This window comes from Sinomonas terricola, assembly GCF_034931225.1.
Classification (GTDB): domain Bacteria; phylum Actinomycetota; class Actinomycetes; order Actinomycetales; family Micrococcaceae; genus Sinomonas; species Sinomonas terricola.
In genome coordinates this window covers 108,847-121,094 of sequence record NZ_JAYGGQ010000004.1, presented here as the reverse complement: position 1 = coordinate 121,094, position 12,248 = coordinate 108,847, and the positions used below count along the sequence as shown (strand labels likewise).

Below are 12,248 nucleotides of genomic sequence, written 5' to 3'. Positions count from 1 at the left end.
CATGGACGAGGATTCCGTGCGCCGCCATCTTGAGCGTGCCGTCGAACTGGCCACGGCGAACGTCGCCGAGGGCGGCGGCCCGTTCGGCGCCGTCGTCGTCATGCCGGACGGGACGATGTTCGAGGGAACGAACCGCGTCACGCGGGACAACGATCCGACCGCGCACGCCGAAGTCGTCGCCATCCGGCGCGCCGCCGCCGGGACCGGCGACTTCGACCTCCACGGGGCCGTCCTCTATACGAGCTGCGAACCGTGCCCGCTGTGTCTTTCCGCGGCGCTGTGGGCCCGGGTCTCGGCTGTGTACTTCGCTGCCGACCGCCACGACGCGGCGGCCGCTGGCTTCGACGACGCGGCTTTCTACGAGTATTTCGACCGTGGCGACCGCAGCCTCATGCCGGTTGCCCGATCGGAGTTCGCCGAGAAGATGGCGCCCTTCGACGCCTGGGCCGCGTTCGAGGCCCGCATCGAGTACTAGCGCGGCGGGTACCGGTTCGCTCCATATACTGGGAGGCGTGCTTTCTGGACTCGTGATCGTCGACAAACCGCAGGGATGGACGAGCCACGACGTCGTCGGCCGCGTCCGCCGCTTGGCCGGAACCCGCAAGGTGGGCCATGCGGGAACGCTCGACCCCATGGCCACCGGTGTGCTCGTCGTCGGCATCAACCGCGCGACCCGGCTGCTCTCGTACATCGTGGGAACCTCGAAGACCTACACGGCCACCATCCGGCTTGGCCAGAGCACCGTGACGGACGACGCCGAGGGCGAGGTGCTCGCCGAGATGATCGCGGCCGCAGTCACTGAGGACCAGATCCGGGCGGCGGCCGAGCGACTCACGGGCGAGATCCTGCAGGTCCCGAGCAGCGTGAGCGCGATCAAGGTGGGCGGGCAGCGATCCTACGCGCGCGTGCGTGCGGGGGAGAGCGTCGAGCTCGAGTCGAGGCCCGTGACGGTCTACTCATTCGAGGTCCATGAGATCCGGCGTGAGCGCGGCGGACGAGTCCAGGACGTCGACGTGACGGTCCGCTGTTCGTCAGGCACCTACATCCGGGCGCTCGCGCGTGACCTCGGGGCCGACCTCGGGGTAGGCGGCCACCTCACCGCCCTTCGCCGCACGCAGGTGGGCCCCTACGACATCGCCGATGCTCGCACTCTCGACCAACTCGCCGACGACTTCTCGATCCTGCCGCTGGCCGACGCGGCGCGCGCCCTCTTGCCCTCGCGCGAGCTTACGGAGGCCGAGGCCGTCGAACTCTCGTTCGGGCGCCGCATCGCCGCCAGCGGGCGCGACGCGGTGACTGCTGCCTTCTCCCCGAGCGGCAACCTCGTGGCACTCCTCAAGGACGTGGGGCCGGCCGCCAAGCCCGAGCTCGTGTTCGCCGCGAGCGGGGATGACCAGAGCGGGAACCGACAGGAAGTCACAGGCGAGTGATCACCGACGCGTTCTTCTGGATCGGCGTCGTCGTGTGCGCTGTGTCCCTCCTCATCTGCCTCGTGGCGACCGTGACGAAGCGGTACCCGGGCGACGCCGCCATCATCTCCGTGGCCGCCGTCGAGCTCTTCCTCGTGGTCTTCGCCGTCGGCGCAGCGATCCGCCAGGGCGGCGGCCAGCCCGTGCGCGGCGAGCCGTGGGAGTTCTGGGGCTACGTGGCGACGGCCTTCGTCCTGCCGATCGCCGGATTCTGGTGGGCCGTGCTGGACAAGACCCGCTGGAGCAACGTGGTGCTTGCGGCAGTTCCGGTTACCGTGTTCGTGATGCTTTTTCGCATGGAGCAGATCTGGAATGGAGCGTTCTGAGGTGGCCGACAACACCGCGCCTGACATCGAGTACTCGCCGAGCTCGCGGGGCCGAGGGATCGGCCGCATCATCGTGGCCGTCTACGGGATCTTCGCGGTCTCCGCGTCCGCCCGCGCCGGCTACCAGATCCTCACCAAGTTCAGCGAGGCTCCCTTCGCCTACATCCTGAGCGCAGTCGCCGCCGTCGTCTACATCGTGGCGACGGTCGCCATGGCGAGGCGCGGCGTGCCCAGCTGGTACGTCACGCTCGGCGCAGTCCTCGTCGAACTCGTGGGCGTGCTCGTCGTCGGGACGCTCAGCATCCTCGCCCCGCAGGATTTCGCGCAGGACACCGTGTGGAGCGTCTACGGCCGGGGGTACGGCTTTGTGCCGCTGGTCCTGCCGTTCATCGGGCTCGCGTGGCTCTACACGAACCGGCCCCGCAAGGTCGAGCACGCGGCCGGCCGGTAAGGGCCCGGTACTGTAGGGGACGCGAGAGATTCGGCGACAGGGCGAGGACGATGGTGCACATATGGCGGGGGCTTGACGAGGTCCCCGGGGATTTCGGCCCGGCGGCCGTGACGGTCGGCAACTTCGACGGGGTGCACCGCGGCCACCAGCAGGTTCTCGCGCAGCTCTCGCGCACGGCCCGCGAGTCGGGGAGCAAGACCGTCGCCGTGACGTTCGACCCCCATCCGGCCCAAGTGCACCGCCCGGACACCGCCCCCGATCTCATCATGGGCATCGAGGACCGCATCTCCGTGCTGCTCGCCTACGGCCTCGACGCCGTGCTCGTGCTCCACTACACGCTTGAGTTCGCCCAGCAGAGCGCCGAGGAATTCGTCAAGAACGTGTTCGTCGACGGGCTCCGGGCGAGCGCTGTCGTCGTCGGCCATGACGTCCGCTTCGGCCGCGGCAACTCCGGCGACCTCGGCACGATGGAAGAGCTCGGCCGCAAGTACGGCTTCGACGTCGTGGTCGTCGAGGAGTTCACCGAGGCAGATTCTGCCCAACACGCGGAGCACACAGCAAGCGCTCCCGAGGCCGCCGAGGATGAGGACGACGGCGCGCAGCGGCGCTGCTCGTCGACCTGGGTCCGTGAGGCCCTCGACCGCGGAGATGTCCACACGGCCGCCGAAATCCTCGGACGCCCCCACGCGATGCACGGCGAAGTGGTGCATGGGGCGTCGCGCGGGCGCGCGCTCGGCTTCCCGACGGCCAACCTCGCGCACGATTCGATCGGCCACATCCCCGCCGACGGCATCTATGCGGGCTGGCTCGTCGACGCCGCCGGAACGCGCTGGCCGGCGGCCATCTCCGTGGGCTCGAATCCGACCTTCGCGGGCGTTGCCCGCCAGGTCGAGGCACACGTCCTCGACCGGCCCGACGAGGCCCCCGACGATTTCGACCTCTACGGCCAGAACGTCGTCGTCGAGTTCGTCGAGCGGCTCCGCGGCATGGTCGCGTACCGGGGGCCGGAGGCGCTCATCGAACAGATGAAAGTCGACGTGGATCAGGCTCGTCGGATTCTGGTGGGGGCCAAGCCCGGGGCCTAGAATCCCGCCATGAGCGAGTCACGAGCCTGGTTCCGCTGGGCCGCCGTCGCGATGATCGTCGGCGGGGCCGTCATGTTCCTCCTGCAGGCGGGGGAGCTCTTCGCATCCAACCGGACGGCCTACTTCGCGGCCGTCGGACCGGCGATCGGCGTCGCGCAGCTTCTCATCGCGTTCGGCTGCGTCGGGCTGTGGTCCGATCACGCTTTCGGGGGAGGCGTCCTCGCGCGGACGGGCCTCGCGCTCGCGATCGTGGGGCTCGCGCTCCTCGCGATCGGGAACATCTTCGAGCCGTTCGCCGACCTTGCGCTCTTCTTCGCGTCCGCGACCGTGGCGATTCCGATCGGATTCGTCCTCGCGGGGATCGCGGCGCTCAGGAGCCGCACGTGGCACGGGTGGGAGCGCTTCGTCCCGCTCGGCGTCGGCGTCCTGCCTTTCGTGATCCTCCCCGTGTACGCGGCGGGCAGCGCCGCGGGCGAATTCGCGGTGGGGGTGTGGGGGCTCGCGTTCGTGCTCCTCGGGTGGGCCGAGCTGCGCGAGCCGCCGCTGCAGCCCATCGGGGTCTCCGGGCGGCCACGGGACCGCCGATCCCGTTAGCCTGAGTCGGTGACCGATCTCACAGAGAACACTCGCGCGCTCGAGGACGGCATCGTCCGCGACCTCGCGGGCCGCATGACCTACAGCGGCTACCTCCAGCTCGACCGCCTCCTGAGCGCCCAGCACCCGGTGAGCGTGCCCGAGCATCACGACGAGCTCCTGTTCATCATCCAGCACCAGACCACCGAGCTGTGGCTCAAGCTCGTGCTCCACGAGCTTCGGAGTGCGTGCGCGTGGCTGCGCGAGGACAACCTCGGCGCGGCGCTCAAGGCCATCGCGCGCGTCAAGCACATCCAGAAGACGCTCACCGAGCAGTGGAGCGTCCTCGCGACCCTCACGCCGCACGAATACGCCCAGTTCCGCGGCTTCCTCGGCCACGCGTCCGGCTTCCAGTCGGGTCAGTACCGCTCCGTCGAGTTCATCCTCGGCAACAAGAACGCGGACATGCTGCCGATCTTCGACTCCGAGCCCGAGATGCGCGCGCAGCTCGCGGATCTCCTCGACGCTCCGAGCCTGTACGACGAGTTCCTGCGGTATCTCAAGCGGCAGGGCTACGCGGTTCCGGCCGCGGTGCTCGAGCGGGATGTGCGCGTGGCGCATTCGTTCTGCGACGCGCTCGTGCCGCTCTTCAAGGACATCTACGACCACGCCGAGCAGCACTGGTCCGCTTATGAGACGTGCGAGGAGCTCGTGGACCTCGAAGACAACTTCCAGCTCTGGCGCTTCCGGCACCTTAGGACGGTCCAGCGCACGATCGGCATGAAGACGGGCACGGGCGGATCGAGCGGCGTCGGCTTCCTCCGCAAGGCCCTCGAGCTCACGTTCTTCCCCGAGCTCTTCGCCGTGCGCACGGAAATTGGGCGCACGGAAATTGGGCGCACTGACGCCGCGGTGGCACCATGAGCGGCGGCAGGCTCATCCACGGCTGGGACGAGGCCTGGCTCGACGAGCCGATGGCCCTGGGCGACCGGATCGAGGCCGCCTGCCTCGGCTCGGCTGCTGGCCAGACACTGCGCGGGATCGCGGCGGTCCGCGAGGAATTAGAGCGCGCGGACCTGACGCGCGCAGTTTGATAGAATCTTCGGTGGCCCTCGCTGCAGTCCGTGGCGGCCTGGGCCGCGCCGGTCTCCGCTCCACAGGCGAAGGAGCCGGTGTTCCCCGAGGACGCAGCGTCCTGCGGGCCGCACGGCACGACACGAGAGGTACCGAGCTCAATGGCTTTGGATCCCGCCGTCAAGCAGGCGATCATCAAGGAATATGCGACGAAGGAAGGCGACACCGGGTCCCCCGAGGTCCAGATCGCCGTTCTCACGAAGCGCATCAAGGACTTGACTGAGCACATGAAGCAGCACAAGCACGACTTCCACACGCAGCGCGGCCTCCTCGCGCTCGTCGGTCGTCGCAAGCGGATGCTCGCCTACCTGCACGACACCGACATCGAACGCTACCGTTCGCTCATCGAGCGTCTCGGCCTGCGCCGGTAGTCTTGAAGCGGCCCGCCTCTTCTGAAGGAAGCGGCGGGCCGCTCAGCACATCCGTGTCCGACTAGTTATCCAGCCCCTTCGGAGCCGCCGGCAATCAGCGGTCCTCGGTAGTGGCCTTTGCGGGCGGCTTCGCACCGCGCCAAGGGCCTCGATCGAAGACCGGGTTCCCGCCGCCTCCGCCAGACAACGAAATGGAGGTGGCTCTCCCATGGAGGGTCCCGAGATCCAGTTTGCCGAGGCCGTCATCGACAACGGCCGCTTCGGCCAGCGCGTCGTGCGCTTCGAGACGGGCCGCCTGGCCAAGCAGGCCGCCGGCGCCGCGATGGCGTACATCGACGACGAGACCGCGCTGCTCTCCGCGACGACGGCCGGCAAGGCCCCGCGCGAGGGCTTCGACTTCTTCCCGCTCACGGTCGATGTCGAGGAGCGCATGTACGCCGCGGGCCGCATCCCCGGCTCGTTCTTCCGCCGCGAAGGCCGCCCGTCCACGGACGCGATCCTCGCGTGCCGCCTCATGGACCGTCCGCTGCGCCCCGCGTTCGTCAAGGGCCTCCGCAACGAGGTCCAGGTCGTCGTGACCGTCCTCTCGATCAACCCGGACGAGCTCTACGACGTCGTCGCGATCAACGCCGCGTCGATGTCCACGCAGCTCGCGGGTCTCCCGTTCTCGGGCCCGATCGGCGGCGTGCGCGTTGCGCTCGTCCACGACGCCGAAGGCTCGCAGTGGGTCGCGTTCCCGAAGCACTCGCAGCTTGAGAACGCGACGTTCGACATGGTCGTGGCCGGCCGTATCGCGGGCGACGATGTCGCCATCATGATGGTCGAGGCCGAGGCCACCGACAACTCGTGGAACCTCATCAAGAACGAGGGCGCGACCGCCCCCACCGAGGAGATCGTGGCCGAGGGCCTCGAGGCCGCGAAGCCGTTCATCCGCGCGCTGTGCGAGGCCCAGCAGGATCTCGCCGACCGCGCCGCAAAGCCGACGAGCGAGTTCCCGGTGTTCCTCGACTACGAGCAGGACGCCTACGACGCCGTCGAGGCCGCTGCCGCGGAGCGCCTCGCCCAGGTCTTCAGCATCGCGGACAAGCAGGAGCGCGAGGCCGCCTCGGACGCGCTCAAGGACGAGGTTCTCGGCGGGCTCGCGGGCCAGTTCGAGGGCCGCGAGAAGGAACTCTCCGCGGCGTTCCGCTCGGTCACGAAGAAGGTCGTGCGCCAGCGCATCCTCCGCGATCAGGTCCGCATCGACGGCCGTGGCCTCACGGACATCCGCCAGCTCACCGCCGAGGTCGAGGTGCTCCCGCGCGTCCACGGCTCGGCGATCTTCGAGCGCGGCGAGACGCAGATCCTCGGCGTGACGACGCTCAACATGCTCAAGATGGAGCAGCAGATCGACTCGCTCTCGCCCGAGACGCACAAGCGGTACATGCACAACTACAACTTCCCGCCGTACTCGACGGGTGAGACGGGCCGCGTTGGCTCGCCGAAGCGCCGCGAAATCGGCCACGGCGCCCTCGCCGAGCGCGCGCTCGTGCCCGTGCTCCCGTCCCGCGAGGAGTTCCCGTACGCGATCCGCCAGGTGTCCGAGGCCCTCGGCTCCAACGGCTCGACGTCCATGGGCTCTGTGTGTGCCTCGACCCTCTCGCTGCTCAACGCGGGCGTTCCGCTCAAGGCGCCCGTCGCGGGCATCGCAATGGGCCTCGTCTCCGACGAGGTCGACGGCCAGACCCGCTACGCGGCCCTCACCGACATCCTCGGTGCCGAGGACGCGTTCGGCGACATGGACTTCAAGGTCGCCGGCACGAGTGAGTTCGTCACGGCCATCCAGCTCGACACGAAGCTCGACGGCATCCCGGCCTCGGTCCTCGCCGCCGCGCTCAAGCAGGCCCGCGAGGCGCGCCTGCACATCCTCTCGGTCATCAACGCCGCGATCGAGGGCCCGGACGAGCTTTCCGAGTTCGCGCCGCGCATCATCGCGATCAAGATCCCCGTGGACAAGATCGGCGAGGTCATCGGCCCCAAGGGCAAGATGATCAACCAGATCCAGGAGGACACGGGCGCGGACATCTCGATCGAGGACGACGGCACCGTGCTCATCGGTGCGACCGACGGCTCCTCGGCCGAGGCCGCGCGCGCCGCGATCAACGCGATCGCGAACCCGCAGCTGCCCGAGGTCGGCGAGCGCTACCTCGGCACGGTTGTGAAGACGACGACGTTCGGCGCGTTCGTCTCGCTCACGCCGGGCAAGGACGGCCTCCTGCACATCTCCGAGCTGCGCAAGCTCGCGGGCGGCAAGCGCGTGGACAACGTCGAGGACGTCGTCTCGGTGGGCCAGAAGGTCCAGGTCGAGATCACGAAGATCGACGACCGCGGCAAGCTCTCGCTCGCCCCGGTGATCGAAGAGGGCGCAGAGTCCGCTGCGGCTCCGGCGGAGGCGGCGGTCGAGGCCGCCGACGCGTAGCCCATGGCAAGCGTTGCCTTGCCGCTGACCTCCGGCCAGCTCGTGGACGGCGAACCGTCGTCGACCACGATCTTCGGGCAGGATGGGGGCGCCCTCGTGCGCCGCTCCATCCTGCCCGGGGGCGTCCGCGTCCTCACGGAGGCGATGCCGGGCCAGAGGTCGGCGTCGATCGGCTTCTGGGTCGGGGTCGGGTCGCGTGACGAGGCCTCCGGCCAGCACGGCTCGACCCACTTCCTCGAGCACCTGCTCTTCAAGGGCACCCGGCGGCGCACGGCCCTCGAGATCGCCTCGGCGTTCGACGAGGTCGGCGGCGAGTCCAACGCGGCCACGGCCAAGGAGAGCACGTGCTACTACGCACGCGTGCTCGACACCGATCTGCCCATGGCGATCGACGTCATCGCGGATATGGTCACGTCCGCGGTCCTCGATCCGGACGAGCTCGAGCAGGAGCGCGACGTCATCCTCGAGGAGATTGCGATGGACGGCGACGATCCGACCGACGTCGCCCACGAGCACTTCGTCGCGGCGGTTCTCGGCGAGCATCCCCTGGGGCGGCCCATCGGCGGCACGCCCGAGGCGATCCGCGCCGTCGCCCGCGACTCCGTGTGGGAGCACTACCGGCGCTACTACCGGCCCTCGGAGCTCGTCGTCACCGCGGCGGGCGGGCTTGAGCACGACGTCGTGTGCCGGCTTGTGCTCGACGCGCTCGCCGCGGCGGGCTGGCAGCTCGACGACGGCGCGGCGCCCGTTCCGCGGCGTTCGACGGCGGCGGCCGCGATCGCGGGTCGCCCCGGATTGACGGTCGTGAAGCGGCAGGTCGAGCAGGCCAACGTCATTGTCGGCTGCCCGGCGCTCACGGCGACGGACCCGCGCCGCTACGTCATGAGCGTCCTCAACGCCGTGCTGGGCGGCGGCATGTCCTCGCGTCTGTTCCAGGAGATCCGCGAGAAGCGGGGCCTGGTCTATTCGACCTACTCGTTCGCGTCTGCGTACGCCGATGCGGGCTATTTCGGCATGTACGGCGGCTGCGCGCCTGCGAAGGTCCCCCAGGTCCTTGCACTCATGGACTCCGAGCTCGCGAAGCTCGCCGAGCATGGTGTGACCGACGAGGAACTCCGCAAGGCCGTGGGCCAGCTCTCGGGCGGAATCGTCCTCGCGCTCGAGGACACAGGTTCGCGCATGTCCCGCCTAGGCCGTGCCGAGCTCGTCTCGGGCGAGTTCCAGGACGTCGACGAGACCCTCTCGCAGATCCGCGCCGTGACCGCCGAACAGATCCGCGAGCTTGCGGCACAGCTCGCCGCAGCGCCGCGCACGGTCACCGTCGTGGGGCCGTTCGAGGAGACCGAGACGTTCGCGATGGAGCTCTAGCTCAGGACATCCTTAGTGGTGAACCGGCCGTACGCGAGCGCGCCGAAGAGCGCGACGTAGCCGAGCTGCAGGACCGCGTTCTCCCCGAACGAGGTCCACGCGATGGGCTGCCTCAGAAGATCCGCGAGGGCGAGCCACTTGTCGGTGAAGAGCCATGGGTGGAGCCAGTCGAGCTGGTCGAGGGCGTCGAGCACCTGGGAGACGACGGCGAGCACGACCGTCGCGGCCATGGCCCCCACCGGGACGCTCGTCATGGTCGATGCGAAGAGCCCGATGGCCGAGAGGCCGAGGAGCGAGACCGTGACGTACCCGGCCATGAGCAAGAGCCGGGCGAAGGCCTCGGCGGGGCTGACCGTGTCCCCCGAGAGGAGTGTCGCCTGACCGAGCGGGAACAGGATCGCGCCCGTGACGGTGCCCCCGATGACGACGGACAATGCGGCCGCGGCGCAGAACACGACAGACCCGAGATACTTCACGACGAGCAGCCGGACGCGGCCCGTGGGCGCGGCGAGCAGGTAGCGCAGGGTTCCGAGGCCGGCCTCGCCCGCGATCGTGTCACCCGCGACGACGCCTACGGTGAGCGGGAGGAACAGGGGGGTGCTCACAATGAGGGCGACGACGCCGACGAAGAGCCCGTTGTGGGTGACCTGGTCGAGGAAGGCGGGCCCGCGGCCGCTCGGCGGCCCCTTGGGCGAGAACTTCACGGCGAGCCCGATGAGCACGGGGACGGCCGCGAGGGCCGCGAGCATCGCCCACGTGCGCCACCGGCGGAACAGCACGGAGAGCTCGGACGCGAAAAGCCTCGCGCCCAGTGGCGGCCTCGCGAGCGTCAAGGTCACGCCCTGCGGAGTCTCACTCTGCGACATCGAATCCCTCCCCGGTGAGCTCGACGAACCGCTCCTCGAGGCTCGCCGTCGCGGCCGAGAAGCCGCGTACCCGCACGCCCGCCGCGACGAGCGCGGCGACGACGTCCTCGGGGGCGGGCACGCCGTCGTCGGACGACGAGGAGAGGGGGGCGGCAGCGACGACCGTCCCGGGCGCCGAGCGTTCAGGCGCGAGTCCGAGCCGCTCGAGCACGCTCGCCGCCTCGGCGGCATCCGGGGTGCGGACCTCGATCCGCGGCCGCGCGGCGTCGCGGAGCTCGTCGAGCGGTCCCTGTGCGACGAGTTTCCCCGCCCTCAGCACGGCCGCGTGGGTGCAGATCTGCTCGACCTCTGCGAGGAGGTGGCTTGAGACGAAGACGGTCGTTCCGTCGTCGGCGAGGGAGCGGATGAGGCTGCGGACCTCGCGGGTGCCCTGCGGGTCGAGGCCGTTCGTGGGCTCGTCGAGCACGAGGAGTTCACGCGGCGCGAGCAGCGCCGCAGCGAGGCCGAGCCGCTGCTTCATGCCGAGCGAGTAGGCGTGGACGCGCTTGTGGGCGGCGTGGCCTAGGCCCACGCGGTCGAGGGCCGCTGACACGCGGGCGTCGCGCGTCGTGGCGGACGCCCGCAGGTCCGCGGTGTCGAGGCGGCGCAGGTTAGATGCGCCGCTCAGAAAGGGGTAGAAGGCAGGCCCCTCGACGAGCGCCCCGACTCTCGGAAGCACAGCCATGACCTTGGCCGGGATCTCCTCGCCGAGGACTTCGACGCGCCCCGCGCTCGGGCTGACGAGCCCGAGGAGCATGCGGATCGTCGTCGTCTTCCCCGAGCCGTTGGGACCGAGGAAGCCGAAGACGGCGCCGCGCGGCACTTCGAGGTCGAGCTGGTCGACGGCGGTGTGGCGGCCGAAGCGTTTTGTGAGGCCGGACGTCCTGATGGCGGTCACGGGGCCGCCACGTCAGTGGGCCGCTGCGGCGATGAGCGTCGAGGCCGGGACGGCGCCGACGAGGACCCGCCCGTCATTCGTGATGAGGATGTTCACGAGCGACGAGGAAAGCAGGCGGCCGGCTGGCACGGGCGCCGCGAGCTGCTTCACGATCGGCTGGTCGATGAAGCCTGCTGGCACCTTCGCGGCGGGAATGACGACGACGGCGTCCCAGCCCTTGCCGGACATCGCAGCCGGCCCGGTGGTCGGCTTGGGAGTCGGCGCGGCGGTGGGCTTGGGCGACGAGGACGCGCCGGGCTCGCCCGCGGGCGGCGTCGGGAGAGGCTTCTGGGTGACGGTCGCGCCGGGCGGGGGAGCGAACGCGAAGACCGACGGGTCCGGTGCGGCAAGGTCCAGCTGCGTGAACGCCGCGTGGAACGCCGGATCGGCCTGACCCTTCGCGTAGACGTCGACCGCAAGCGGCATGCCTGTGCTGGCCTCGACCGCGATCTGAACCGAGCCGACCAGCGTGCCCGAGCTCTTCGGCGTGAGAACGAGCACGTACGCGCTATGGCCGGCCACGGACTTGGGGTTCCCGAGCGTCACCGAAGTGCTCGGGTCGGCCGCCGCGAGGAAGCGCTGGGCGAGCGCGTCCGGGGTGAGGGCGGAACCGTTCGGGGCGGTCGGAGCGGCGCCGTCGGGGGTCTTCTCGCCCGCGGGAAGCGTCGTGTGGGTCACCGCGTTGGACTTCGAGTCGAACGTCCAGAAGTCGTTTCCGTTGCGGATCGCGTCACGCTCGGCGAGCTGGTCGATGACTTGGAGGCGGAACTTGGTCGGCCCGTCCGCGTAGACGCGGGCCGTGTGGGCGGTCGTGAGGAGTTCGAGGAGGCTGGCCGCGGAGCCGAGGGACGAGCTCGCGGTGGCTGGCCCGAGGGCCTGGGACGGGATCGACGGGAGGCCGAGGTCCGCGCGCTCCTCGAGCGTTCCCGAGAACTGGCGGGTCGTGTGCGAGGCCACCAGGGCGAGCACCTGCTCTGCCGTCGCGGGCGGAGGCGGGCTCACGGCGACGGCGCCGCCAGCGAGCGCGGCGATCGCGACGACGGCCGGCACGGCAGCCGCGGGGAGCCATCTCGTCCAGATTCGCTTCATGACGACCTCCAGAGGGGATTCTGCCTCCACGCTACGCCTGGCCCGGCGCGGTGTCGTCATCCCGTGGTAGTAGCCTGCTCTC

Annotated in this window: 14 protein-coding genes; 11 read left to right on the top strand and 3 right to left on the bottom strand. The window is 70.0% G+C overall.

Translation table 11 applies throughout. The features are described from left to right. Window position 1: 1 nt before the first annotated feature. From SPF06_RS07610 to SPF06_RS07560, 11 genes are all read left to right on the top strand, one after another. The gene (locus SPF06_RS07610; RefSeq protein ID WP_323278423.1) at window positions 2-475 is read left to right on the top strand and encodes a nucleoside deaminase; all 474 of its coding nucleotides are present in this window, start codon (window positions 2-4) and stop codon (window positions 473-475) included. Window positions 476-512: 37 nt separating this feature from the next. Beyond that, a complete protein-coding gene (truB, locus tag SPF06_RS07605; protein ID WP_323278422.1) occupies window positions 513-1,430 on the top strand; it encodes a tRNA pseudouridine(55) synthase TruB in 918 nt (305 codons plus the stop codon). Further along, window positions 1,427-1,795, top strand: coding sequence for a hypothetical protein (locus SPF06_RS07600; protein WP_323278421.1), 369 nt, complete (start codon window positions 1,427-1,429; stop codon window positions 1,793-1,795). The genes truB and SPF06_RS07600 overlap by 4 nt, the downstream gene beginning before the upstream one ends. Then, a complete protein-coding gene (locus SPF06_RS07595; protein WP_323278420.1) occupies window positions 1,782-2,246 on the top strand; it encodes a hypothetical protein in 465 nt (154 codons plus the stop codon). The genes SPF06_RS07600 and SPF06_RS07595 overlap by 14 nt, the downstream gene beginning before the upstream one ends. A gap of 50 nt (window positions 2,247-2,296) precedes the next feature. Next, a complete protein-coding gene (locus tag SPF06_RS07590) occupies window positions 2,297-3,331 on the top strand; it encodes a bifunctional riboflavin kinase/FAD synthetase (RefSeq protein WP_323278419.1) in 1,035 nt (344 codons plus the stop codon). 9 nt (window positions 3,332-3,340) lie between these two features. Beyond that, window positions 3,341-3,925: a hypothetical protein gene (locus SPF06_RS07585; RefSeq protein WP_323278418.1), complete on the top strand. Its 585-nt coding sequence runs from the start codon at window positions 3,341-3,343 to the stop codon at window positions 3,923-3,925. A gap of 9 nt (window positions 3,926-3,934) precedes the next feature. After that, complete coding sequence (gene kynA / locus SPF06_RS07580) at window positions 3,935-4,828, top strand: tryptophan 2,3-dioxygenase (RefSeq protein ID WP_323278417.1); 894 nt, start codon at window positions 3,935-3,937, stop codon at window positions 4,826-4,828. Then, entirely contained in the window at window positions 4,825-4,998 is a 174-nt protein-coding gene (locus SPF06_RS07575; RefSeq protein WP_323278555.1) for a hypothetical protein, read from the top strand. Before kynA ends, SPF06_RS07575 begins: the two co-directional genes overlap by 4 nt. 141 nt (window positions 4,999-5,139) lie before the next feature. Then, window positions 5,140-5,409: a 30S ribosomal protein S15 gene (rpsO, locus tag SPF06_RS07570; RefSeq protein ID WP_138418962.1), complete on the top strand. Its 270-nt coding sequence runs from the start codon at window positions 5,140-5,142 to the stop codon at window positions 5,407-5,409. A gap of 208 nt (window positions 5,410-5,617) precedes the next feature. After that, window positions 5,618-7,867 carry a polyribonucleotide nucleotidyltransferase gene (locus tag SPF06_RS07565; RefSeq protein ID WP_323278416.1) on the top strand — a complete coding sequence of 750 codons (2,250 nt, stop codon included), beginning with the start codon at window positions 5,618-5,620 and terminating at the stop codon, window positions 7,865-7,867. Between the two features lie 3 nt (window positions 7,868-7,870). Further along, window positions 7,871-9,235 (top strand): M16 family metallopeptidase, encoded by a 1,365-nt coding sequence (locus SPF06_RS07560; protein WP_323278415.1) that lies wholly within the window; start codon window positions 7,871-7,873, stop codon window positions 9,233-9,235. Here the strand turns inward: SPF06_RS07560 and SPF06_RS07555 are convergent. The 3 genes from SPF06_RS07555 to SPF06_RS07545 are packed head-to-tail and all read right to left on the bottom strand — an operon-like array spanning window position 9,232 to window position 12,166. Beyond that, window positions 9,232-10,074, bottom strand: a complete 843-nt coding sequence (locus SPF06_RS07555; protein ID WP_323278414.1) for an ABC transporter permease — start codon at window positions 10,072-10,074, stop codon at window positions 9,232-9,234. The genes SPF06_RS07560 and SPF06_RS07555 overlap by 4 nt on opposite strands. A 13-nt stretch (window positions 10,075-10,087) precedes the next feature. After that, window positions 10,088-11,038: an ABC transporter ATP-binding protein gene (locus SPF06_RS07550; protein ID WP_323278413.1), complete on the bottom strand. Its 951-nt coding sequence runs from the start codon at window positions 11,036-11,038 to the stop codon at window positions 10,088-10,090. Between the two features lie 12 nt (window positions 11,039-11,050). Next, the gene (locus SPF06_RS07545; RefSeq protein ID WP_323278412.1) at window positions 11,051-12,166 is read right to left on the bottom strand and encodes a LolA family protein; all 1,116 of its coding nucleotides are present in this window, start codon (window positions 12,164-12,166) and stop codon (window positions 11,051-11,053) included. Window positions 12,167-12,248: the final 82 nt, after the last annotated feature.